Source organism: Colwellia sp. BRX8-7 (assembly GCF_014077275.1).
GTDB lineage: Bacteria > Pseudomonadota > Gammaproteobacteria > Enterobacterales > Alteromonadaceae > Colwellia_A.
The window spans coordinates 19216-43715 of the sequence record NZ_JACGVP010000023.1; the positions used below are offsets into that span (position 1 = coordinate 19216).

At 37.3% G+C, this 24500-nt stretch carries 20 protein-coding genes; 7 read left to right on the plus strand and 13 right to left on the minus strand.

The features are described 5' to 3' along the window. The first annotated feature begins 68 nt into the window (after positions 1–68). Both H4J57_RS17655 and H4J57_RS17660 read left to right on the plus strand, forming a co-directional pair. Complete coding sequence (locus H4J57_RS17655; protein ID WP_182243776.1) at positions 69–1148, plus strand: hypothetical protein; 1080 nt, start codon at positions 69–71, stop codon at positions 1146–1148. 94 nt (positions 1149–1242) lie between these two features. Beyond that, positions 1243–3192 (plus strand): TonB-dependent siderophore receptor, encoded by a 1950-nt coding sequence (locus tag H4J57_RS17660; RefSeq protein ID WP_182243777.1) that lies wholly within the window; start codon positions 1243–1245, stop codon positions 3190–3192. A 112-nt stretch (positions 3193–3304) separates the two neighbouring features. Here the strand turns inward: H4J57_RS17660 and ribBA are convergent, their stop codons facing one another. From ribBA to H4J57_RS17715, 11 genes are all read right to left on the minus strand, one after another. Next, on the minus strand, positions 3305–4414 hold the full coding sequence (ribBA, locus tag H4J57_RS17665; protein ID WP_070375862.1) for a bifunctional 3,4-dihydroxy-2-butanone-4-phosphate synthase/GTP cyclohydrolase II: 1110 nt from the start codon (positions 4412–4414) through the stop codon (positions 3305–3307). 82 nt (positions 4415–4496) lie between these two features. Next, on the minus strand, positions 4497–5162 hold the full coding sequence (locus H4J57_RS17670) for a riboflavin synthase (RefSeq protein ID WP_182216703.1): 666 nt from the start codon (positions 5160–5162) through the stop codon (positions 4497–4499). 55 nt (positions 5163–5217) lie between these two features. Continuing rightward, positions 5218–6354, minus strand: coding sequence for a bifunctional diaminohydroxyphosphoribosylaminopyrimidine deaminase/5-amino-6-(5-phosphoribosylamino)uracil reductase RibD (gene ribD / locus H4J57_RS17675; RefSeq protein WP_182243778.1), 1137 nt, complete (start codon positions 6352–6354; stop codon positions 5218–5220). Further along, positions 6355–6810 (minus strand): transcriptional regulator NrdR, encoded by a 456-nt coding sequence (gene nrdR / locus H4J57_RS17680; RefSeq protein WP_070375859.1) that lies wholly within the window; start codon positions 6808–6810, stop codon positions 6355–6357. 229 nt (positions 6811–7039) lie between these two features. Further along, positions 7040–8296, minus strand: coding sequence for a serine hydroxymethyltransferase (gene glyA / locus H4J57_RS17685; RefSeq protein WP_070375858.1), 1257 nt, complete (start codon positions 8294–8296; stop codon positions 7040–7042). A gap of 306 nt (positions 8297–8602) precedes the next feature. Continuing rightward, positions 8603–9292, minus strand: coding sequence for a hypothetical protein (locus tag H4J57_RS17690; RefSeq protein ID WP_182243779.1), 690 nt, complete (start codon positions 9290–9292; stop codon positions 8603–8605). Further along, positions 9289–9891 (minus strand): RNA polymerase sigma factor, encoded by a 603-nt coding sequence (locus H4J57_RS17695; protein ID WP_182243780.1) that lies wholly within the window; start codon positions 9889–9891, stop codon positions 9289–9291. Before H4J57_RS17695 ends, H4J57_RS17690 begins: the two co-directional genes overlap by 4 nt. A gap of 32 nt (positions 9892–9923) precedes the next feature. Then, positions 9924–11087, minus strand: a complete 1164-nt coding sequence (locus H4J57_RS17700; RefSeq protein ID WP_070375855.1) for an ABC transporter permease — start codon at positions 11085–11087, stop codon at positions 9924–9926. Next, on the minus strand, positions 11084–11830 hold the full coding sequence (locus tag H4J57_RS17705) for an ATP-binding cassette domain-containing protein (protein ID WP_182216697.1): 747 nt from the start codon (positions 11828–11830) through the stop codon (positions 11084–11086). Before H4J57_RS17705 ends, H4J57_RS17700 begins: the two co-directional genes overlap by 4 nt. 13 nt (positions 11831–11843) lie before the next feature. Further along, positions 11844–13310 carry an alpha/beta fold hydrolase gene (locus H4J57_RS17710; RefSeq protein ID WP_182243781.1) on the minus strand — a complete coding sequence of 489 codons (1467 nt, stop codon included), beginning with the start codon at positions 13308–13310 and terminating at the stop codon, positions 11844–11846. A 770-nt stretch (positions 13311–14080) separates the two neighbouring features. Then, positions 14081–15664: an isocitrate lyase gene (locus tag H4J57_RS17715; RefSeq protein WP_182202968.1), complete on the minus strand. Its 1584-nt coding sequence runs from the start codon at positions 15662–15664 to the stop codon at positions 14081–14083. 342 nt (positions 15665–16006) lie between these two features. Here H4J57_RS17715 and H4J57_RS17720 point away from each other — a divergent pair, with 342 nt between their 5' ends. The 5 genes from H4J57_RS17720 to H4J57_RS17740 all read left to right on the plus strand — a co-directional run bounded on the left by H4J57_RS17720 (position 16007) and on the right by H4J57_RS17740 (position 21408). Further along, positions 16007–16942 (plus strand): LysR family transcriptional regulator, encoded by a 936-nt coding sequence (locus tag H4J57_RS17720; protein WP_146795953.1) that lies wholly within the window; start codon positions 16007–16009, stop codon positions 16940–16942. A gap of 9 nt (positions 16943–16951) precedes the next feature. Then, positions 16952–17329 carry a CidA/LrgA family protein gene (locus H4J57_RS17725; RefSeq protein WP_182216694.1) on the plus strand — a complete coding sequence of 126 codons (378 nt, stop codon included), beginning with the start codon at positions 16952–16954 and terminating at the stop codon, positions 17327–17329. Next, on the plus strand, positions 17326–18045 hold the full coding sequence (locus H4J57_RS17730) for an LrgB family protein (RefSeq protein WP_310733731.1): 720 nt from the start codon (positions 17326–17328) through the stop codon (positions 18043–18045). The genes H4J57_RS17725 and H4J57_RS17730 overlap by 4 nt, the downstream gene beginning before the upstream one ends. Positions 18046–18517: 472 nt before the next feature. Continuing rightward, the gene (locus tag H4J57_RS17735) at positions 18518–20698 is read left to right on the plus strand and encodes a malate synthase G (protein ID WP_182243782.1); all 2181 of its coding nucleotides are present in this window, start codon (positions 18518–18520) and stop codon (positions 20696–20698) included. A gap of 344 nt (positions 20699–21042) precedes the next feature. Continuing rightward, on the plus strand, positions 21043–21408 hold the full coding sequence (locus H4J57_RS17740; protein WP_182243783.1) for a hypothetical protein: 366 nt from the start codon (positions 21043–21045) through the stop codon (positions 21406–21408). A gap of 98 nt (positions 21409–21506) precedes the next feature. On the opposite strand, the gene H4J57_RS17745 is transcribed toward H4J57_RS17740, so the two are convergent. Beyond that, complete coding sequence (locus tag H4J57_RS17745) at positions 21507–23078, minus strand: ATP-binding protein (RefSeq protein ID WP_182243784.1); 1572 nt, start codon at positions 23076–23078, stop codon at positions 21507–21509. A gap of 1001 nt (positions 23079–24079) precedes the next feature. Beyond that, on the minus strand, positions 24080–24478 hold the full coding sequence (locus H4J57_RS17750) for a hypothetical protein (protein WP_182222783.1): 399 nt from the start codon (positions 24476–24478) through the stop codon (positions 24080–24082). Positions 24479–24500: the final 22 nt, after the last annotated feature.

Sequence of the window (24500 nt, forward strand, 5' to 3'; positions counted from 1 at the left end):
ATTAAACTTAACCTTTGTTTAGCTACAATAAATATCATGGAAAACACCGCTAGAACTTAAGGAAATTAATGAACGTTAATTATTTATTTTTATTACTATTGATATTTTTATCCACTTTTTCTCAAGCTTCAACAAAAGTTGAAGTATTTACCACAAGCCAATCATTTAGTAATATTTTACCCGTTAAGCAACTGATTACTGACAACTGGCGACAATCACCAGAAAAAAATGCCAGTGACGGTTTTACACAAAATGAAGTGGGTATGAGCAGTTATTGGCAACACTTGTCATTGAGTGTTGCACAACGCTATGATTATTTTGTTTATTCAAATCCCGATACAGCAAAAGTATTCTATTTAGACAGAAACGATTTAGCACTCGACACACAAGAAAAATATCATATCGCATTAAAGTTATTCCATCAGCGTAGTAATGGTTTACGTGTCGGCTATAAATATGAATTTGAAAACTTTAGTAGTGAAATACGTGTCGGTTATTGGGACTTAAATGTCACGAGGGAGTCTAACTTAACGGGTACCCTTGCAAGTGACCTTAATGGCAATATATCTGCCATTGCACAATTAGATGAGTTTTATACTGCCAATAATTTTTTAAAACGCCGCAATAGTAACGATTGGGATGCCGATGGCACAGGTATAACGATTGATATTCATTTAGGTTGGCAGCTAAGCCAATACTTCTCTATTAACGCTGATTTAAAAGATATCTATAACCATTTTACCGTTGACGAATCTGGCTTTAGTGCGGGCAACATAGATACCGATGGTACTTTTATTAATAGTGTTGGCGGGGTCGCCTACTTACCTGTTTATCGTGGTAAAGAAACAACCAGCAAACATCAGTTTGAGTTACCTAAACAATTAAGCTTTATCGGTTTTTATCATCACAGCGAGCAAATAAGTTATCTAGCGCGTTATAAAAGACAGGGCGAGCAAAATTTTTATTATTTAGGATTCGATATCGCACACGAAAATTCATCAACACGGATTTCATTTGATATTGAAAATACCGCCCCAGAAATCCAATATAAAAATGACTGGCTTTCAGTTACCTTTGCGATTGATAGTCTTAAAATAGAACAGGCAATGTTACTAAATTTAGGCTTTAATCTCTACTATCGCTTCTAAAACTAGCCAGTGGCTGAAGTGATGTCGCTTTTCGCTTGCATTGCACGGGAGAACCAACTAATTTAATGACAAAGCTATTAATTTTTTAATTTATATGAAAATTTTCGTTTGGATTATTAGCTGTCTTTTCATTGTTACCCTTAATAGTAGTTTTGCTGCTGTCGTTGAAAAAGACATCTTTGATCTCAGCATAAAAGAACTAATGCAAGTACGTATTAGTTTAGCGACAAAAACTGAAGAAACTGTTCTAACAGTACCTTCAACAATCACGGTCTTTGAACGCACTGATATTGAATCATTAGGGGTGAAAAATGCCTATGATGTGATGAATTTTGTTCCTGGCTTTCAAATGACTCGTGGTGATTGGGTGGGAGCAGTCCCGAAAGAACATGCACGTGGCGTTTATTTAGACAATGGTTATATTCTTGTTATGCTCAATGGCGAACGACTTAATGAAGTTTCCTTTGGTAAAGCTTCCGTTTATACCCCCCATATTCCCATTGATATTATTGAACGTATTGAAGTTATTCGAGGTCCTGGCTCAGCGCTTTATGGCAGCAATGCTTTTTTAGGTGTGTTAAATATAATTACTCAACAATCAGTTAAGCAGCTTAAAGTAAGTATAGGTGAAAAAGGTTATCAGCAACTTTCCTCTAGTTGGCAAAAGTCGATCTCTAAAAACTTACGTTTACACAGTAATATTTCGATTGAGAAGTCTAATGGCCATCAATATACCTCACCATTGAATCGCCAAGTTAAAGACCCCTATAGTAATACCTATTTAGAACTCGGTGCACACTATAAAAATAATAAACTTAACATCCGCTACAGCGAAAATGAACTCGATGAATTTATTAATCTTGGTGGCTATTCTGTCGATAATATCCACACCAGTGAAAGCTTTTCAATATCGGGTAAAAGTAAGATATGGCACAATGACAAGCATCAGCTAGAGATTAAGGCGTCTTATAGCCTCTTTGAAATCAAGTCTGCTGGGATGGCCTTAGCAAAAGAGTCTGGCCTTATCGAAAATGATTTTTTGGTGGGGCCCTTTTGGCGCACTCAATCAAGCGATGTAAACCTAGATCACAGTTGGATAGTTAATCCACGTATTCATCTCAATTCTGGGGTTGAATATCGCCGCGCTAATCAATTTCAATCGGGTAACGCCGTCACTTACTATGATTATCAGCAAGAGCGGATTATCGTTAGTGATGAAAACTATCTCGACAAAATTGTCGCTATCGCTGTGATGCCTGAAACAAAAGCGTTAAATCAAGCCCAAGAAATGCATGGAATTTACAGTCAACTCAAGTGGCAAGTCGCCAATAATATTAGTTTATTTTTAGGGGCTAGGTATGACAATGTGATAGATATTGATCATAAACTGTCACCGCGTGCCGCAGCCGTTTGGCAAGCCAATAAAAACCATAGCTTAAAACTGCAATATGGTGAGTCATTTCGTACTCCGGTAAACAACGAACTTTATTCAAATGACAGTGTGACTAACGGCAACCCTAATTTATCCTCAGAGTTTGTCAAAACAACAGAGCTCGTTTGGATATATCAACATAATGATTTTTCCAGTGAACTGGTCTTTTTTCATAATGATTTACGAGACTTTATAAATAAGGTTCCTGACGATGGCGACGCACAATTTACTTTTGTTAACCATGTTGATATGGAAATTAGTGGTTTGGAAAGCAGTGCCAGTGTTGAATTAACGCCAAAATTACGTTTTTCAATCAATTACACCCATCTCTTTGATGACCCCATTAACGAGAGTTTTAAACACTTTGGTAGCGCCAATTTAAGCTATAAGTCAGGACAATGGAAATTCAATGTTAATGGTATTTGGCGAGATGAAGTAACACTACCTCCAATTAATGATGTCCGTTTTATACAAAAACAGTATTTTTTAATTTCAGGTAAAGTCACTTATGAGCTTGATAAAAAACAGCAACTTTCATTAATTGCGCAAAATTTACTGGATAAAGATTATGTTGTCTTCGACCCAAGAGTATTTAACGGTGAAGTACCATGAAAAGGCAGAGAAATATCAGTGAGTTATCGCTATCAATTTTAACGTAATCACAAGCTTAAATGTTCATCTATAAAAATATTTCTATAGATGAACAAACTCGGACTAACGTTAATTATTCCGCTATATATTCAACAACTTCAAGACCAAATCCTGACAACGAATGATACTTAGTTTGTGAACTTAACAAGCGCATCTTACTAACACCTAAGTTAGAAAGGATTTGTGAGCCTACGCCAACGTTACGAGAGCCAACATGACGCTTTATTTCATTAACAACTTCACCCGCATCAATTTTTGCATACTTTTCAACTTGAGAAATTAACTCCGCAGTAGATTCATGCTTACCTAAAAGTACTAAAACACCGCCTTCTTTGGCAATTTTTTCTAAAGCATTAGCCATTGGCCATTGAGCAACACTCTCACGTTGGCTAAATAATAAATCTCTAAAGGTATTTTCTAGATGAACACGAACTAGTGTTGGTTCGTCAGCTTTAATCTCACCTTTAGTTAGGGCAAAGTGCGCCTGTCCATCAATGGTGTCTTTAAATACTGTTAAATCGAACTCTCCAAAGGCTGTTGGTAACTTACATTGAGAGACACGTTCAATAGTGGTCTCATTAGCATTTCTGTATTCAATTAAGTCGGCAATGGTGCCCATCTTTAAATCATGCTTTTCAGCAATAATTTCTAAGTCTGGTCGGCGCGCCATAGTTCCGTCTTCATTGAGTATTTCAACAATAACGGCGGCAGGCTCTAAACCCGCTAAACGCGCTAAATCGGTTCCAGCTTCCGTATGGCCTGCGCGATTTAATACACCTCCATCTTTGGCTATTAATGGAAAAATATGCCCCGGCTGAACAATACTTAAATGATTAGCATCTTTGGCAACAGCAGCTAATACAGTCGTTGCACGATCGCCAGCAGAAATCCCGGTAGTTACTCCTTGAGCGGCCTCAATTGACACAGTAAAATTAGTGCTAAATTGAGCGTCATTTTTTTCAACCATCAAAGGTAACTTGAGCTGCTGGCATTTTTCAACCGTCATCGGCATACAAATTAAACCACGACCGTGAGTCGCCATAAAATTAATGGCTTCGGGGGTTACTTTTTCAGCAGCCATAATGAAGTCACCTTCATTTTCTCTGTCTTCATCGTCCATCAAAATGACCATTTTACCTTGAGCAATATCGTCAATAATTTCTTGTGGGGTATTTAAATTCATGATCATCTCTTTTATTTAATTTTTTTTCATAATTTTGAGGAATACAATAGTGCGCTTGATATACAAACGCCACCTTGTTTGTTTACTTCATAAAACCGTTACGTGCTAATAGTTCATGAGTCACACCAGAACTATGGTGCTCGGCCGTGCTAGCGGCTTTTTTTGTTAATAGCCTTTCGATATAACGGGCGATTAAGTCAACTTCTAAATTGACTTTAGTGCCCGCTTTATATTGAGCAATAATGGTTTGCGCGTTAGTATGAGGAACGATCGTTAGACGAAATTTATCATCGGTGACACTGTTAACCGTTAAGCTCGTGCCATCAATCGTGATAGAGCCTTTTTCGGCAATGTATGGCGCTAAATCACTTGGCATTTCAAGCCAGTATTCTAGGCTATTACCATTATGTTCAATCGAGGTTATTGCAACCACAGCGTCGACATGGCCAGACACCATATGTCCGCCAAAACGAGTGGTGGGTAACATGGCTTTTTCTAAATTAACAGCCTGCCCTGTTTGATAATCAACAAAGCCAGTACGCTGTAAGGTTTCATTAGAAACATCGGCACTATAAGTTGATGAGTCAAAAGCGACAACGGTTAAACAAATGCCATTGGTCGCTATTGAATCACCTAATTTAACATCACTCATATCTAATAAACCGGTGGAAATAACAATTCTTGCACCCTGTCCAGTAATGTTTATCGCTTGAATGCTACCAACTGCTTCAATTATTCCTGTGAACATAATCACTCTTTAAGTCATTTTTAGGTCAAGTAAAACTCAACACCATACTAAAATTTTACGGTAAAAGTTTAGCAATAATACGGATATCTTTGCCGATCATACGTAAATCAATTATATTTAGTTCTTTTGCTTGGCTCAAGCTTTCAATGCTTGTCATATTCACTAAGCTTTTACTGTCTGCACCCATCAATTTAGGGGCTTGATATAAAATCAATTCATCGACTAAATTTTGTTCAATAAAAGCACCCGCTAATCGAGCACCTGACTCAATGAGTACATCATTTAAATTTAGCTTAGCTAAATATTGAAGTAATGCATGTAAGTCAATCTGTTGTTCATTAGCTAATGTATTGACTACAGGTAAAACCACCTGCTTTACAAAATGAGGCCATTGATGAATGTTTTCAATGGTACGACGAATTAAAATTATTGGGCTGTGCTCATTAAATAAAGCTAAGTTAGGCGTTAAGCGATTTTTTGTATCTATAATCACTCTTATCGGCTGCCTAACGTCTTCCTTTTGATAACTAGCTTTTAATTCTCCTAGCTCAGACCAACGTACCGTCATTTTTGCATTATCGGTTAATATACTGTCAGCACCACTGATAATCGCACAACTTTGTGCACGTAAACGCTGGACATCTTGTCGAGCTTGAGGGGAAGTAATCCATTTACTTTCACCATTTTTCATCGCGGTTTTTCCATCTAAACTCGCCGCTAATTTACAACGGACGTAGGGCAAACCTGTGGTCATTTGTTTGATAAAACCAACATTTAAATCTTCAGCCGCTTGTCTTAACAAACCGTGTTGCGAAGATATTTCCGCTTGGGCTAACATTTTTAAACCATTACCAGCAACTATAGGATTTGGATCAACCATCGCCGCTATGACATGTTTAATACCGGCAAGAATAAGTCCTTTAGCACAGGGCGGCGTTAACCCATAATGACTACACGGCTCAAGTGTGACATAAGCGGTTGCACCTTGCGCATTTTTACCCGCCATTGCTAACGCGTTAACTTCAGCATGACCTTCACCCGCTTTTTGATGAAAACCTTCTCCGACAATTTCACCATCTTTTACCAAAACACAACCAACGCGCGGATTAGGCGAGGTGGTAAAATGTCCTTGTTTGGCAAGCATTATAGCCCGTTGCATAAAACGGTAATCTTCGGCTGAAAATTCTTTCATCTATTTTTCATTACCTAAGCGCGCAATTTCTTCACTAAATTCGCGAATATCTTCAAAAGAGCGATAAACCGAGGCAAAACGCACATAAGCGACTTTATCTAATTCTTTTAATTGTTCCATGATGATATTACCAAGCAACTCACTCGATACTTCTCGCTCACCCGTGGCACGTAGTTTTGATTTGACTTTATTAATTGATAGTTCGACTTGCTCGACACTCACCGGACGTTTTTCGAGTGCTCGCACTAAACCATTACGCATTTTATCTTCATTGAAAGGCTCACGTGAACCATCATTTTTAATAATACGTGGCATAACTAACTCAGCAGTTTCAAAGGTAGTGTAGCGCTCATGACAGGCTAGACATTCGCGGCGACGGCGAACTTGATGACCGTCAGAGACCAAACGAGAGTCAATGACTTTGGTATCTAAGGCTCTACAAAAAGGACAATACATGGAAAGCTCCAAAAAAGGTTATACCAATCCCAATAAGTATATTTTTATCTTAATGGACTCGGTACTTTCGACACATAGCTCTGTTTAATTGACAGAAACAATAATGGCCGCTAATGCGGCCATTTTAGTCTAATTAAGCTATTGTTACATTAACTTATTTATAGCTTTTCCCATTAGACTTTAAGTGCCACAGCTATATCGCTTAAGACACTAAAGTCGTTAGCTTAATTTACGCGTATACAGGGAAGCGTGAACAAAGTTCTTTAACACTGGCTTTAACATCAGTAACCGTCTGTTCATTGTTGATATCGTCTAAAATATCACAAATCCAACCCGTTAATGCTTGAGTTTCAACAACGCCAAAACCACGACGCGTAATAGCCGGAGTACCTAAACGTAAACCAGAAGTTACAAACGGAGAACGTGGGTCGTTAGGTACTGAGTTTTTATTTACCGTAATATGGGCACGGCCTAATGCAGCATCAGCATCTTTACCTGTAATATCTTTATCAATTAAGTCAAGTAACAACAAGTGGTTTTCAGTGCCGTTAGAAACAACTTTGTAACCGCGTTCCTGAAGAACAGCAACCATAGCTTTAGCATTGTCTAAAACATTCTGTTGATAAACTTTAAACTCAGGTTCTAATGCTTCTTTAAATGCAACCGCTTTAGCAGCAATAATGTGCATTAATGGGCCACCTTGGCCACCTGGGAAAACAGCAGAGTTTAATTTTTTATAGATAGCTTCATCATCACAACCCGAAATAATTAAACCGCCACGAGGACCGGCTAATGTTTTATGAGTAGTTGTAGTAACAACATGCGCATGTGGCACTGGGTTTGGATATAAACCGGCGGCAATTAAACCAGCAACATGAGCCATATCAACGAAAAAGTATGCGCCAACACCGTCTGCGATTTTACGCATACGTGCCCAATCAACAACACCAGAGAAAGCAGAAAAACCACCAATGATCATTTCTGGTTTATGTTCTTGTGCTAAACGTTCCATTTCTTCGTAATCTATGTCACCTGTTTCTGGGTGAAGACCGTATTGAAATGCTTCGTAAGACTTGCCAGAAAAACTAACATGAGAACCATGCGTTAAATGACCACCGTGCGCTAAACTCATTCCTAACACTTTACCACCTGGAGTAACAAGCGCTTGAAAAACTGCAGCATTAGCTTGAGAACCAGCATGAGGTTGCACGTTCGCGTAAGTTGCGCCAAATAATTCTTTTGCACGGTCTATGGCTAATTGCTCAGCGATATCTACGAATTCACAACCACCGTAGTAACGTTTGCCTGGGTAACCTTCAGCATATTTATTAGTTAATTGAGAACCTTGTGCTTCAAGAACACGCGGGCTACAGTAATTTTCTGAAGCAATAAGTTCGATGTGCTCTTCTTGGCGAACTTTCTCATTGCTCATCGCTTGATAAAGTTCCGGGTCAAAATCAGCAATATTCATATCACGTGTAAACATGGTTTTTCCTCAATTATTCAGCCTTAGCTGTTACAGACAATTGTCTAATGGATAGCAAAATTTATGCGGCGTATATTGCCTGAAATCAGCTCAGTTGTACACGGATAAAGGTACAAGCTTTAGCTCATTTAGTAATCTAATATGCCAAGAGTGTTGCTGTTATTATCGATAAAAACTTTTACAGCTTTGATCAACGTTAACAGCAAATAGAATATAACGAAGAAAAAAAGCAATAACAAGAAATTTAAAACAGAAATAAAGCAGAAAAACAAAATATAATCTATTTTATTAAGATATAACCAATATTTATTTTATTAAAATATCATTTAGTTGTTTTAGCTCTTTTTGCCTTTTTATATAAAAAGACTGACTGACAAGCCAAATACTCACCAGAAATATATTCAAAATAGCCAGACCAACAATGGGCGATTTTTCTAATTGCTCGGTGACAGCAAAAACATACCAATTGGCAAAGGGCCCAATAATGAGACAAGAGAACTTTATTAACTTGATGTAGCTAATAGACGACTGACAACCGAGAATGGCATGTTCAATTGCTTTATCAGGACTGCCACAATTTATTTTCCATGCCGATAAACGAGCTTTAATGGCAAATATTACAAAAATAATGGAAAGAATGCCGCCACCACCTAAGTAAATAATGGTTGCTTGATCTTTCGATCCACTGAGCCACATATAGCTAGCTACAAACAACATAGCCAACGTAGCCATAATATCTATGACTAATAAAGATTTAGCCCACACAGTTCTTTGCTTTGTTTGTTTAAGTAAACGGTTAATATCGGTTTTAATAATAGGTTGGCTTTGCCAGTCTTGGCTCATCTGCGCCCATTGTTCATCAATTACCGAACTATCGAGTGGTTTAGTCGCTTTATTCTTGGGTAAAGTTGCAACATCAAGTATCGCCTCAGCTTGACTTTGAGTAGATAAAATCACTTTACTTTTTTTATGTAACAGGGAATCTTCTTCGTTCATACCGCCTCCATTAACTTACTCAAAGCGATTTTTGCGCGTTGTAAACGCACACCAACAAGATTAACGGATATCACTAAAATATCGGCAATTTCTTGATAACTCATACCTTCGAGCGCTAAGGTGATCACTTGCTGTTGTTCAAGTTTAAGTTGCCTAATAGATTGAGCTAAACGTTGTTGTCTACGTTGTTTTTCTAAGCTCTGATGGGGTGTAGGTTGAATTTTATCTTGCTCTGTCTCTTGGCAAATATCATCAATACTTTGCTCTACCTTGACACTTTTTACTGCTTTGGCAACATGCGTAGCTAAAACATTATGAGCAATACGAGCGACAAAAGTTTTTACCGTACAGTCATTTCTAAAGCTAGGTAGTGCCCGCCAAAGATTGAGGGCTATTTCTTGAAAAAGCTCATCTTGAATTGACGGTTTTGCTTCAAATCCGGTAATGATATGACGGAGTAATTTTTCATACTCTGTCATCCATTGGGTGAATGTTTGCTGATAATTTGCAGTACGTTTCAAAGAATAACTCAATATATGTTGATACGCCGTTTGAAAGCGGTCTTGTTGCTGTAATGTTAATTCTATCGAGTTATCCATCTTAATACCAACTCAGCGTATTGTCATAAAGATTAACTTAATGACATCACCACTTTTTCTGATTTTAATTTTTGTGCGAGTGCCAGCACTAATGCCACGGTCATCCCCACCGTAATTGCGGTGGTACTTGCAAGCACAGTCCAATCGACAGGTAAGCCCTTAAAAACATCTTCCATCAACATTGATTGTCCTGAAATAGGTAACCAATTCACCCATTCAGGCTTATCATCAATCATCATAATGGCAAACGGTACCATAGCAGGAAGCATAATTAGCATAGAGACGGTTGACTGCGCTTCTTTAAAACTTTTCGCTTGAAACGAAAAGAATAATTGTAAAGCCGTTGCAAAAAAACATAGTGGAATAAGTAGTAGTAATAAGGCCGCAATACTAAAGGCATTTAAACTAAAGGTTGCCCCTATTTTAGTGAGATCAATAAAGCCAACAGAAACGGTGGTTAATACCAACATGATAACAATAGACAATACTGAAATAGAACTGGCACAAGTCATTTTTGCCAACACTATTTTAAGGGTACTGACCGGCTGACATAGTAGCATCTCTAAAACATTACGTTCCCGCTCACCCGCACTCGAGTCAATGGCAATTGATAGCCCTGAAACAAAAGCGCCCATCAATAAATAGATACCTAAAAACATCGAGACCATCACTGCATTGCTGGTTGGAAGTGCTGTATCTTGTTCTTGCAGAACAATAGGTTGTAATAAATTAATATCAACTCCCCTGACCAGTAAACGCTTATAACCGATAGCAAGTGAGTATTCTCGTACCACTTCTTTGACTCTTCGGATCGGTGCACTAGAGGCTTTTTTACCAAAATCCGCACGTAAAACAACGTCTATAGCCTGACCCGCTAACATTTTTTCAGCAAAATCTTTTGGTATATCTACTTCAATATTACGTTCTTGCCATGCGTACTTTTCTTCTTCAGGTACATCGGCAAATTGTAAAATATTATTGACGGCAAACTTCTCAATCAATTTGGGTGCAAATTCAGCGCCGGTAAATTGCACATAAATAGGGGGGTTATCAACGATTTCTTTGATCATGGTTTTCGATATTACCATAATCATTATTGGCGCGAATAAGCCCATACTTAACGCGACCATCAAGGCACGTTTATCACGAAAGGCTTCTCTTAATTCTTTAATTAATAATGCTTTAAACTGGATCATGCGGCAACTCCTTCATCTGAGCCAATTAATTTAACAAAGGCATCTTCTAATAATTTTTCACCCGCTAAATCACATAACTCTTGTGGCGTGCCTTGTGCGGCTAATTTGCCATTAGAAACAATAATTACCCGATCACATAAGGCAGCAACTTCTTGCATGACATGTGATGAAAATAAAATACAATGACCTTTCTCTTTAAATTTGGCTAAGTGATTGCGCAAAACTCGTGTGCTCATTACATCGAGTCCGCGAGTCGGTTCATCAAGAACAAAGTTTTTCGGCTGATGTACTAAAGCCTGAGCTAAAGTGACTTTCATCCGTTGCCCTTGCGAGAAGCCAACCGTTTTACGATGCGCTAATTCTTCCATTTCTAAATCTTTAAATATTTGCGCTATTGCCGCTTTTTTCTTCGCTCCTTGCATACCATGAAGGCTGGCGAAATAGTCCACTTGTTCATAGGCAGTTAAACGCTCGTACAAACCAAATTTGTCCGGGAAGATTCCTAATCGTTGCCTAACCGCTAAAGGGTCTTCTAAAACATTAATACCATCGACTAATACCGAACCTTCATCAGCTTTTAGCAAACCATAGAGAGTACGTAAACACGTCGTTTTACCCGCACCATTTGGACCTAAAATACCGGTGATCTCACCATTTTTCGCAGTAAACGACAAACCATCTAGAGCTTTTACCGTATTTTTTTTATCGATAAAGCTTTTATGTAAATTGTTAACTTCAATCATAATAATTATATCCTTATAGGTTGCCGTTTAAATGCGTCATAAATGTTTCACTTTTTAACTCAGCTAAACACGATTCATCTAAATCATTCGGATTGAGTGTTGTTAGAAATTCATTAACAATTTCAATACCGCAAGGCGTTGAAGCAACAATATGTGCACTGTTTTTAGAAACAATGTGGTGATTATTAGGTAAGGTTTTCGCAGATTCATCACCGTTACTTGGCGGTGTTACTGGGTCTAAATTTCCTGATAAAATAAGTGTTGGGATATTAGCCGTTACACTTTGATAGAAATCATCGCTAACCGCATACTTAGGCCATAACGGACAGGCTTGTAGCCAAGCACTATGGCTATCGTTGCCACCAAAAGTATTGTTAGCATCGCCAGCAAACATTTCAGTAGTAATTTTAGGAAAGTCTTCATTACAGACAATATTTAACGTTAAGCCCACATACATACCCATTCCCCCTTCTGACATGGCAATTAAACCAATCATGGGTTGATAGTTACCTAAAAAAGCCTGATGTATAACCAAGGGCACTAAAGTACGGGTTTGCATAGAGTATAATTGCATGCGTAAATTACTAATAAACTTGCTACGACTTAACACGAAGTCAGTCTTTGTACCTAAACGGGGATGGGCTATTTTAAGATTTACCGGCGCTTGTTCTAGTCGAGCAATAACCGCTGTAAAGTCATCTTTTAATGAAGGGTAAGCACTATTACAACTTTCATCTTGCTGGCAGTTTTCGAGTAATAAATTAAATGAACGCGCGGAACTTTGACCAAAAGTACCAATAGGCACTTCAATGGGACCAACACTGTCTAGTACGACACTGTTAAGTGCATCAGGAAAAAGGTGCATATAAACCAAAGCCGCACGTGTGCCGTAAGAACCACCATAAATATTAATTTTTTCATGGCCGAGTGCAACGCGTACTGCATCAAAATCACGAATAGCATTTTCTGAATTATATTGACTTAAGTCGCCTTTGAATTGTGCGATACAGTCTTTGATTTCTTGTGGAGAAAAGTCTTCAGGAATAATTTCATAAGCGTTTCTTACTTCATTTTCATCACACGATAAAGGATGTGATTTCCCCGTACCCCGTTGATCCACTAAAATAATGTCATGCGACTTTTTAATTTCACCAAAAGTACTAAATATATGCGCAGCTAGTTCAACGGATGCTTGACCTGGCCCACCCGCTAAAAACATTAAAGGCGTTTTATTTTGACTACTATCAATAGCCGGCAGCACCGCAAAATTAACGCTTATTTTTTCACCTTCAGGTAAACTATAATTTTCTGGTACTTGTAATGTGCCACACTGAACTTGCGACTTAATGCCCTTTAGGTGGCAGTTTTCTAAGCTTAAAACTTCTTTATTATTATTTTGTGTATTATTGTCTTCAGCTAAAAGTAGTGAGCTAAAACTCAGTAAACTTAATGCTAAAAGGCTTTGCCATTTTATTTTCATTATTTTATTCCTTTTAAAATATCGAACATATAGTCTCAACCTTAGACTTTTTATTACAGTTTATTTTAATAAAGCTGTATTTATTTTTAAGTGATTGTTTATAAGTGACATTTAACTGTATTATTTTAAGCAAGGATCGATGATTTATAGCATGACGGTTTTAGGATATTTTACTGCAACTGCAAGAACAGATACTGAAATAAATTCAGCATGACGGCTTTAGTACCTTTTACTGCAACTACAAGAACAGATGCTGAAATAAATTCAGCATGACGGCTTTAGCATCTTTTACTGCAACTTCAAGAACAGATACTGAAATAAATTCAGTATGACGGCTTTAGTACCTTTTACTGCAACTGCAAGAACAGATACTGAAATAAATTCAGCATGACGGCTTTAGTATCTTTTACTGCAACTTCAAGAACAGATACTGAAATAAATTCAGTATGACGGCTTTAGCATGACGATAAGTGCGCACGACATACCGTACATCCTCGGCTCGGGCATCCATGCTTTGCTCTATCTCCTGCATCCATGCAGTCTTATACATTCGTCGTTCATTGCCATCCATGGCACCACGACATACCGTACATTCTCGGCTCGGGCATCCATGCTTCGCTCTACCTCCTGCATCCATGCAGTCGTATACATTCGTCGTTCATTGCCATCCATGGCACCACGACATACCGTACATCCTGTACATAAAAAAACCGAATAACATTTAATGCTATTCGGTTTTTACTTCTAGAGAAAACTGTTTTTAATCGTGATTAGAACTGGTTAGAGGTGTTGTTCTCGCCACCTGCTTTAAGCGCGTTCTCACCAGCAAAGTATTCTTTGTGATCATCACCCATGTCAGAGCCTGACATGTTTTGATGTTTAACACAGGCAATACCTTGACGAATTTCTTTACGTTGTACACCTTCAACATAACCAAGCATCGCCGCGTCGCCAAAGTATTCTTTAGCTAGGTTATCTACAGACAATGCTGTTGTATGGTAAGTAGGAAGCGTGATTAAGTGATGGAAGATACCAGCTTTACGTGAAGTCTCAGCTTGGAAGCTACGGATTTTGTCATCTGCTGATGCAGCTAACTCAGTCGTATCGTAATCAACATTCATTAAATCAGCACGTACATAGTTAGATACATCTTCACCCGCAGCAACCATAGCGTCAAACGCTTGCTGGCGGAAGTTTAATGTCCAGTTGAACGATGGGCTGTTGTTGTAAACAAGTTTAGCATTTGGAATTTCTTTACGAACTTCATCCATCATGGCTGTGATATCGGCAACGTTAGGTGTCGCTGTTTCTATCCATAACAAATCAGCACCCGCTTTAATTGCTTCTATGCTGTCAAAAACACAACGCTCTTCACCAGTACCTTGACGGAATTGGTATAAACCAGAAGGTAAACGTTTAGGACGAACAAGTTTACCGTCACGGTTAAAGCATACATCGCCTTCAGCCATGTCAGCTACGTCAATCTCTTCAACATCTAAGAAAGAGTTATAGATATCACCTTGATCGCCTGGCGTTTTAACAACCGCGATTTCTTTAGTCAGGCCAGCACCTTCAGAGTCAGTGCGTGAAACGATGATACCGTTGTCGATACCTAGTTCAAGGAATGCATGACGTAAAGCACGAATTTTTGAATGAAAATCTGCATGAGGAACCGTTACTTTACCATCTTGATGGCCACATTGCTTTTCATCGGCAACCTGGTTTTCGATTTGAAGAGCACAAGCGCCTGCTTCAATCATTTGCTTAGCCATAAGGTAAGTTGCTTCTGCATTACCAAAACCAGCATCGATGTCAGCAATAATTGGTACAACGTGAGTAACATGGTTATCAATTTTATCTTGAATAGCGGCTTTATCAGCGGCACTTGCTGCGTCTAGGTCGCGAAAAAGACCACCGAGTTCACGTGCATCGGCTTGACGAAGAAAAGTATAAAGTTCTTTAACTAAAGCAGCGACAGATGTTTTCTCGTGCATTGATTGGTCAGGAAGAGGACCTAATTCTGAACGAAGTGCTGCAACCATCCAACCTGAAAGGTATAAGTAACGACGGTCTGTTTTGCCACCAAAATGTTTCTTAATAGAAATCATTTTTTGTTGGCCAACAAAACCGTGCCAGCAACCTAAAGACTGAGTATACTTAGAGCTATCAGCATCGTAAGCATCCATATCGCGACGCATGATGTCGGCAGTATACTGAGCGATATCTAAACCAGTTTTGAATTTATTCTGTGCTCTCATACGAGCTATTGACTCAGGATTAATAGTATCCCAAGAGGTACCTGCATTTGCTTTAATCGCTTTAACCGCTTCTATTGCATTTTGATAATTAGACATAGTACTCTCCAAGAGTCTGATAATATTTTTAAAAGGTCTTGTTCGCTTCAACACTTAAAATAAAAAGTAAAAATTAAAGCAAACACACCGAACAAGACAAAGTCTAGAACATCCTGAGAGTATTCTTAAAATATATAATATCAATCACTACCATTCACAAGATAAATACCAAACTCACAAATAATAATTGTACTTGTTTTTCAATAGGTAATAAGCATAAACCTCAGTATTACCGCTTTAAAAGCTGATTAATATTTTTATTAGACAATGAAAACTTCTTGATTTATTTTTCTGCACATGACATATACATTAGTTATATTATTTCTGTTGGTCATAAAAACTATGAATATTGCTAAAATCGATTTAAATCTCCTTATTTACCTTGATGTTTTATTAAGAGAAAAAAATGTTACTCGTTCAGCAAGCCAGCTTAATATTACCCAACCGGCAATGAGTAACGGTTTAAAAAGACTAAGAAACTTATTTAATGATCCGATATTAGTAAGAACATCTGATGGCATGGTACCAACCGAACGCTCGCGCGCTTTAGCACCGGTGATCAGAAAAATCTTATTAGAACTTGAAGAAGCGTTGCAGGGTGAAGAAGAGTTTAATGAAAAGCACAGCCAACGTGTTTTCCGCATTATGGCAAGTGATTACGCGGCTTCAACGTTACTGCCAAGTTTATTAAGAAAAATAAATGAAATTGCGCCGAATGTGACCATTGATATTATGACGCCAAGTGACGTAACTTTTCACGATGTTGAAGCTGGCAAAATTGATATGGCGATTAACCGCTTTGATGAATTACCACAGTCATTTCATCAGAAAACCATCTGGCGTGATTCATTCTCATGTTTGTTAAGTGCTAATAGCCCTTATGTAGCTGAATTCAATTTAGATACTTATCTGTCATCAAAGCATGTTTGGGTGTCAAAAACTGGCTTTGGGGTTGGGGTGGGTATGGATCCCAAAGACGTACAAAAATTGGGTTGGGTAGATGAAGCGTTAGCACGTTTAGGCAAGCAAAGAGATATAAAGGTATTTACCCGTAATTATCATGTTGCCATGCAACTCGCTCATGAAGATGGCTTAATCGCCACTTTACCGACAAAAGCGGCTTTATTACACAAAGATGATAACAAATATACCATTGTTGATCCCCCTTTTGACATTCCTGATATAGAATTAAAAATGATTTGGAGCCCGTTATTACATCATGATGCTAGCCATATTTGGTTTAGACAACTGGTTATTGAAGCGGCAGCACAAGGGTAATATTACGCCATGTTTAGTCATATAATCTACAGTATATTCTCGGTAGGCATTTGTTTGTTAGCAGGAAAAGTGATTGAGACTTTCCTGCCGATCTTACCTGCGAGTTTATATGGCATGATGATGTTCACCATGCTACTGCATTTTAAGATACTTAATGCCAAGCGTATTCAACCTTGTATTGAGTGGGCGTTGGCTAATATGGCGGTTTGTTTTGTCCCTGCGGGTGTTGGCATCATTAATCACTTCGAATTAATTAAAGCGCATGGCTTAACCTTAATTGCCATCATCTTTTTTACGACCTTTTTATTACTCACCTTTGTTGGACTTGTTTATCAGCGACAACTTAATCGACAGCAATTAACCGCAACTAGCGAGCAAAACAAGTGATAAGCCACCCCCTTTTATCAATGATAAGCGCTGCCTTATTTTTTATACTGCTTACACTTGCGGTTTATCATGCTTATGCCAAGTTACAACAAAAATTAAAAAAAGCCTGGTTAAATCCAATGCTGTTGTCGATCCTAACGCTGATCCCATTTTTGCTAATATTTAACATTCCTTTTGAACAATATTACCAAGCCACCGCCTCATTAAATAAACTCTTAGAGCCTGCTGTTGTGGCTTTGGGTTTCCCGTTATACCAGCATCTTCAAACGATTAAAAAACAATGGCGACATATAATGGCACTGCTATTGGTTGGGGTATTTATCGCCATATCGATAAGTTTTATCATCACTTTATTGACCATTAATCAATACGATATTGCCGTTTCGCTTTCTTTGAAATCAGTAACAACACCGATTGGCATAGCATTAACGGAACAACTCAATGGCAGTAATTCCATCACTGCGTTTGCGATAATTTTAGCCGGATTGTTTGGCGCTTTATTAGGTCCTCCTTGGCTATCTTTAATTAAGGTCACCTCACCTAAAGCACAAGGCTTAGCTATTGGCGCGGCGAGCCATGCATTAGGAACCGCAACAATTAGCAAAGTGAGTTATGAGCATGCCGCCTACAGTTCTTTGGCTTTGATTATTTCAGCGGTTATCACTGCCATCTTTAGTCCAATGATTATTAATACTTTGGTACTTTTTTTACGCTAACGGCCCACAACGATTTTACTATATAGAGTGCTCACTATGAATACTCGGCAACAGCTTCACCATAATATTTTTGATGAAAAATGATTAACGCGCTTTATCAAAAGTTACATTCACAAAAAAAACAAATCAAACAACTTACATTCACAATATTTATGGTAGCTATTATTAATAACAATAATTAGTTATTGGACCGATTTTAATAAAATCAAAAACCAAATAGTCTATAATTATCATTTAGATATAATAAAAATCACTTATCAAAATACAAAAATAACAACTAATTTCTTTAGGAAACTTTTTTCAGCTCTTGCATGAAAAAATAATACCTCCTACATTGCACTTAGATACTGTTATTAATTATGTTTAATGCTCTTTTAGAAAGAGGGTTAAATACATTTATGATAAAAATATTTACGCCATAGTTAAATATTCAAATAGAAGTTGCGTAAATGATTGCACAAGAGGAAACATGATGACCCCGTACATAAAGATCCAAAATATCCAAGTAGCGCAATGTTTACATCAATTTATTGAACAGGATGTACTTCCTCATAGCCTAATTTCACCAACAGATTTTTGGCAAAACTTCTCAACAATCATTGAAAAATTAACACCTATCAATAAAGCCTTGTTAGCAACACGTGATGATTTACAAACAAAAATAGATGGCTGGCATCAGAATAACTTTGCCGATAACTTTGATTTTTCATCATACAAAAAATTTCTAAAAGACATTAATTACCTGGTACCTGAGGTTGATGACTTTGCCATAACAACCAAAAATGTAGATGCTGAATTAGCAACAATGGCGGGCCCGCAACTCGTGGTACCAATAATGAACGCTAGGTTTGCCATTAACGCCGTTAATGCTCGTTGGGGAAGCTTGTATGATGCCCTTTATGGTAGCGACGTTATTTCTTCAGAAAATGGGGCTGAAAACGCTGGTGGCTATAATGCCATTCGTGGTCAAAAGGTTATTGAATTTGCCCGACAATTTTTAGATCAAAGTATTCCATTAACTGCTGGTAGTCACGTCCAAGCGAAACACTACAACGTATCTGATGCTCTTTTAACGGTTACACTTGAAAGTGGCGAAACCGTTAAACTTGCAAATGGCGATGCTTTTAAAGGTTATCAAGGCACAGTAGATGCACCAACCGCGCTATTGTTTGAACATAATGGTTTACACTTTGAAATTAACTTTGATAAAAGTAGTGTTATCGCAAAAAGCGATAAAGCAGGTATTTCTGACATTACCCTTGAGTCGGCTTTAACCACCATTATGGATTGTGAAGACTCTGTCGCAGCCGTTGATGCTGATGATAAAGTGGTCGCTTATAAAAACTGGTTGGGATTAATGCAAGGTAACTTAACCACTGACTTAGTCAAAAATGGTAAAACTATTCAGCGCACTATGGCGGTTGACAGACAGTATCATCAAACTGATGGCGCGAACTTAACGCTAAAAGGCCGTAGTTTAATGTTTGTCCGTAATGTTGGGCATTTAATGACGAACAATGCCATCTTATTAGCTGATGGCTCTGAAGTGCCAGAAGGTATTATTGATGCCATGGTAACCTCACTAATCGCTAGCCTTAATTTACAACAAACTGCCGATGCCAAGTCATTTTGTAATAGTGCAGAAAAATCAATTTATATTGTTAAGCCAAAAATGCATGGTCCAGAAGAGGTCGCTTTTGCTAATACATTATTTGAACAAGTCGAAGATGCATTAGCGTTAACAAGAAACACCATAAAAATGGGTATAATGGATGAAGAGCGTCGTACAAGTGTTAATTTAAAGGCTTGTATCGCTCAAGCTAAGTCTCGTGTGGTCTTTATTAACACTGGATTTTTAGACCGTACCGGTGATGAAATTCATACATCAATGGCGGCAGGTATTATGGCTAAAAAAGCAGATATCAAGTTAACACCTTGGATAAGCGCTTATGAAGATAATAACGTTGATGTAGGCTTAGCCTGTGGCTTTAGTGGCAGAGCACAAATTGGTAAGGGCATGTGGCCCATTCCTGATCAAATGTTGAATATGTTAGCTACTAAAATTAATCACGTACAAGCAGGGGCAAATACAGCTTGGGTACCTTCTCCTACAGCAGCAACCCTGCACGCCTTGCATTATCATAGAGAGAATGTTTTCGCGCTTCAGAAAAAGTTAATGCTACGTACTCCGGCTAACTTAGATGATATCTTAACGATACCACTCGCAAAAGACACCAACTGGAGTGAGCAGGAGATCTCTGATGAACTCGATAATAACGCTCAGGGTATTTTAGGCTACGTTGTACGATGGATTGATCAAGGTGTCGGTTGTTCAAAAGTGCCTGATATTAATAATGTCGGTTTAATGGAAGACAGAGCAACTTTACGTATCTCCAGTCAACATATGGCCAATTGGATGAAGCATGATGTTTGTAGTGAACAACAAGTGTTAGCCAGTTTGAAAAAGATGGCTAAAACTGTTGATAGCCAAAATAAAAATGATGTTAACTATCAACCAATGGCAAGTAACTTTGAAAAGAGTATCGCTTTTAAAGCGGCTTGTGATTTAGTATTTTTAGGCACAACACAAGTTAATGGTTATACCGAACCTTTATTACATAGTTACCGACTAAAAGTGAAGCAACTCAGTTAGTCTCGTCTAATACGCCCTCTAAAAAAGAAATATTAATCTTAATATTTCTTTTTTTATTTAAGCTCAATGAAACTTTCCTCCACAATTGCCTGTCTATCTAACTAACTAACTAATACACTTTTAATGATGATTTACCTTGGTTAAGTAAGACTAAAAAGCCATTAAACTCAAATTTTTAACCATTGAACTTATATCGTTGGCTATATATTTCTTAACAATTTATAGTTAGGGTGTAAACAATATAGTTACAATTTCAATTAGATAGAATAGTACAAGTAACATTGTTTTCAATACAGAAATTTTGTAGTCAATGCTATGTGAATTTATAAGACGAGGATCGCAACATGAAATCACAAATTAGAACGGTAGCGTTAAGTGCCATATTCAGCATCATTGGATTGTGCTGTACCCTTTCGACTGCTTCAGCAGAATCAAGTAACGCACAAATGAACAAAGAGCTAAAGACTATTACTTATATGTTTGCTTTTCCTAAAGTGGTAGATGAAGGTGGCGCTAAAGAAAAACCCTTGTTAAAGCCAGACAATAACTTAAAAGAACTTAACGCGGGTACAACAACCACTAAAAATGGATATTTTGAATTGGCCATTATTTTTAATGATAAATTACAGCAGTTAATTTCCGCTTTATTTGTTGATGATATGGGTAACGCTCGTGACATCCCCTTAAAGCAGTTATCTAAAATAGACTAAACTCAAACAACGACTTTAATCATAATAGCCTAAAAATAATTTCAGGCTATTAATAAAAAAAAGCCTCAAGGGCTTTTTTTTTAACAGAAAAATAAGGTTTATGCTTCAAGTTCACCTTGTTTATCCTTTATCGGTACCCTGACCTCAAAACTACATCCTACTTTTGTATCTAGGCATTTTATAGTGCCTTTTAATTTTGCGTCCACTAAATTATAAACAATATTCATTCCTAGACCTGAACCACCTTGACCACGTTTGGTTGTAACAAAAGGGTCGAAGATACGATTAACAACGCTGCTATCTAATCCTTTGCCATTATCACTATAGGTCAGCGTTAAAAAGCCATTATCCTCAACAAACTTTATTGAGATTTCACCACTTTCTCTTTCGTCAAAACCATGAATGTGCGAATTGGTTAAAAAATTTGTCAGAATTTGATTCCATGCACTTGGATAAGTGAGCAAATTAAGTTTTTCATCAACTTCGATATTAATGACATATTTTTTACGTTTAAAGAGAGTTTTTACCGTGTTAACAACATCATTAACGTGTCTGGATAAATTAATTTTCAACTCTGGGTCGGTATGTTGCTCAACAGCAACTGATTTAAAACCTCTGATTAATTCAACCGCTTTGTTTAAACTCCTTTCAATAATATTCTGATATTCAATCAACAGACTCAAGGTTTTAGTTAAATGTGATTTGGTCAGATTTTCAGTCTCTACCGAATGGCTTAACTCCAAGACTTTCTCTTTTAATGCCGTTATTGATGTAACACAGATACCCAATGGCGTATTAACTTCGTGTGCAACCCCTGCAACCAATTGCCCTAAAGAGGCCATTTTCTCTGATTGTACTAGTTGATCTTTTGCTAACGTTAAGTCATCTAAAGATTGTTGTAATTGGTTGTTGCTCGAGGCCAATTTAGCCGTTCGGTCATACACTTTTACTTCAAGTTCACCGTTAAGGTTAATTAACGCATTTTCTGCATCTTCTAACTTTAAGATATCGTTTTTTAAAGTGGTACGCATGTTATTAATCGTTTCGGCAAGCTCATCAAGTTCGTCTTTGGCTTTTGGACGAGAGCTTAATACCAAGGGCGTATCTATTTTATCAGCCGCAACTTGTTGCGAGTAATAAGTAATATGATATATATGACGAGTAATAAGCCAATGAACGATGAATATAATAAAAAACGCCACAATAAAAATCTTGATCACTTCGGCAGTTAAAATAAATCCTGCTTGCTGCCACAATCGTTGATAAATATCTTTATAGCTCGCGGTAACAATAAGCACACCAATATCATTTTCGCTATAAAATATTGGGTACTCAACGACTTTATCGGCTGAGATATTTTCGTCACCAAACTGATAAGTTTTGCCAAAACCTGTGACAATTTTCACATGACTAATATCAGGTAATTTTACAATACCTTGAATTTGCTGTTGTACTAACGGCTCGTTAAAATCCCACAAGCTAGTGGATATAGATTGAAGATAACTTGTTTCAACATTGCTAAATCTTTGATCTAACGTCGTTAGACTTTCATTGTAGTTAACATACAATTGCAGAAAAGTTGAGCTGATAGACAATACCGAACTACATAGCAATATGTAAATAAGTACTCTACGGCTTAACTTACTATTAAAGGATCCAGATTTTTCCATTTATCACACCATCAATAAAAGCAGTAAAATAGATACGACTATCTGTATTACTTAAAAAAGTTTTTATAACATCATTTAAATATTGATCTTGTTTAATGTCAATAAAAATAACGACATAAAGCTATCAATCAGCATAAAAAAAACGCCTCTAACGAGCAAGGTTTGACTTAGATGTATTAACATATCTAGCGACAAATTTTGCTGCGGTTATATCTTCTAGTGCCTGTACTAGCAGCTTTTAAATAATAATATCTACTGCCTTATGTTCTACAAAATAAGGTTTATCAGACATCGAAAATAAATCAGTATTAATACGGTCAGCAAGTATAGCCTTCGCTTTTAACAGCATAGCTAAATAGCCAGTTTAATGTAAGGCACTTTCCATGTTGTCGACAAAAAATATGCGCACACTAAGCACAGATTATCCATTTCTCTCATCTTGGGTCTATAGGCTCCAACCATATCTAAATGTTGATCTTTTTGTAATCATTAACCAAAAGATAATGCTTGTGTATTTAGCGTAGCACAAGAAATAATATCCGCCTTATTGATATAGTTTTTTAAATTTTCAATAGCTTCACAATGAATATAAAAAGATACACCAGAAGTAGCAGCGGCTCTTTATGCAGTCGGTGATAACGCATAAATACTGATTTAACGTTAATTATTTTAATACGAATAACAAATACAAATTTTGAATAGCTGACAGTTCATGCAAGTAATTATCAGAGATTAGTGTAATGAATTTACTGCTGGCATCATTAATAGTTTTGTTTGTCGACTTGCCCGTATTTTTTAATATCAAGATGTCAACGCAGCGGCGCAGTAATATTTTGGTCAATGCGCTTTGTAAGCGCATTAACAATAGAGACAGTAAAGCCTAGTTTACTGGCTCTGCAGAGCAAACTCGATAATTTTTAAAGGATTAGTTAACCAATAAAATAAATCATCACATGAGCAGTCATTAATAAACATCAGCTACTAAGACTTAACTGAGGACTTTACGCTAACGTTTTATATTTAGGTATCCGTCTCTTTATTGCACTGGTTAAGATAACAATTAATGCTGGGAATGCAGCGTAGAGCATGGTGATTAATATTGACTGACTAAAGAGTATCGCTAAAATAATAAAACCTAAACTTGGTAACATTAGCCAAAATGTATGTTCACTTGCACAGACATTGAACAAGCTGCGCATAATAAAAATAATAGCGCCCGTTAACAAGAATGCGGTGAAAGCGGTTACAACTCCGGCATGATAATTAAGTATAAAATGGGGATAAGAATGAAATACTTCAGAGATAGGAGCAGAGACTCCAAAACTGACTAACCAAAAAAACGTGCCTGCAATTAGGCAGCCGAAGTTAAACGACCACAACTTTTTATTAATAGATATCACTAACGACCCTTACTTTTATTTT

Bases quoted from the DNA above. Each gene is read 5' to 3' on its own strand.
- H4J57_RS17655 (WP_182243776.1), top strand. From the start codon at position 69: ATGAACGTTAATTATTTATTTTTATTACTATTGATATTTTTATCCACT.
- H4J57_RS17660 (WP_182243777.1), top strand. From the start codon at position 1,243: ATGAAAATTTTCGTTTGGATTATTAGCTGTCTTTTCATTGTTACCCTT.
- ribBA (WP_070375862.1), bottom strand. From the start codon at position 4,414: ATGAATTTAAATACCCCACAAGAAATTATTGACGATATTGCTCAAGGT.
- H4J57_RS17670 (WP_182216703.1), bottom strand. From the start codon at position 5,162: ATGTTCACAGGAATAATTGAAGCAGTTGGTAGCATTCAAGCGATAAAC.
- ribD (WP_182243778.1), bottom strand. From the start codon at position 6,354: ATGAAAGAATTTTCAGCCGAAGATTACCGTTTTATGCAACGGGCTATA.
- nrdR (WP_070375859.1), bottom strand. From the start codon at position 6,810: ATGTATTGTCCTTTTTGTAGAGCCTTAGATACCAAAGTCATTGACTCT.
- glyA (WP_070375858.1), bottom strand. From the start codon at position 8,296: ATGTTTACACGTGATATGAATATTGCTGATTTTGACCCGGAACTTTAT.
- H4J57_RS17690 (WP_182243779.1), bottom strand. From the start codon at position 9,292: ATGAACGAAGAAGATTCCCTGTTACATAAAAAAAGTAAAGTGATTTTA.
- H4J57_RS17695 (WP_182243780.1), bottom strand. From the start codon at position 9,891: ATGGATAACTCGATAGAATTAACATTACAGCAACAAGACCGCTTTCAA.
- H4J57_RS17700 (WP_070375855.1), bottom strand. From the start codon at position 11,087: ATGATCCAGTTTAAAGCATTATTAATTAAAGAATTAAGAGAAGCCTTT.
- H4J57_RS17705 (WP_182216697.1), bottom strand. From the start codon at position 11,830: ATGATTGAAGTTAACAATTTACATAAAAGCTTTATCGATAAAAAAAAT.
- H4J57_RS17710 (WP_182243781.1), bottom strand. From the start codon at position 13,310: ATGAAAATAAAATGGCAAAGCCTTTTAGCATTAAGTTTACTGAGTTTT.
- H4J57_RS17715 (WP_182202968.1), bottom strand. From the start codon at position 15,664: ATGTCTAATTATCAAAATGCAATAGAAGCGGTTAAAGCGATTAAAGCA.
- H4J57_RS17720 (WP_146795953.1), top strand. From the start codon at position 16,007: ATGAATATTGCTAAAATCGATTTAAATCTCCTTATTTACCTTGATGTT.
- H4J57_RS17725 (WP_182216694.1), top strand. From the start codon at position 16,952: ATGTTTAGTCATATAATCTACAGTATATTCTCGGTAGGCATTTGTTTG.
- H4J57_RS17735 (WP_182243782.1), top strand. From the start codon at position 18,518: ATGACCCCGTACATAAAGATCCAAAATATCCAAGTAGCGCAATGTTTA.
- H4J57_RS17740 (WP_182243783.1), top strand. From the start codon at position 21,043: ATGAAATCACAAATTAGAACGGTAGCGTTAAGTGCCATATTCAGCATC.
- H4J57_RS17745 (WP_182243784.1), bottom strand. From the start codon at position 23,078: ATGGAAAAATCTGGATCCTTTAATAGTAAGTTAAGCCGTAGAGTACTT.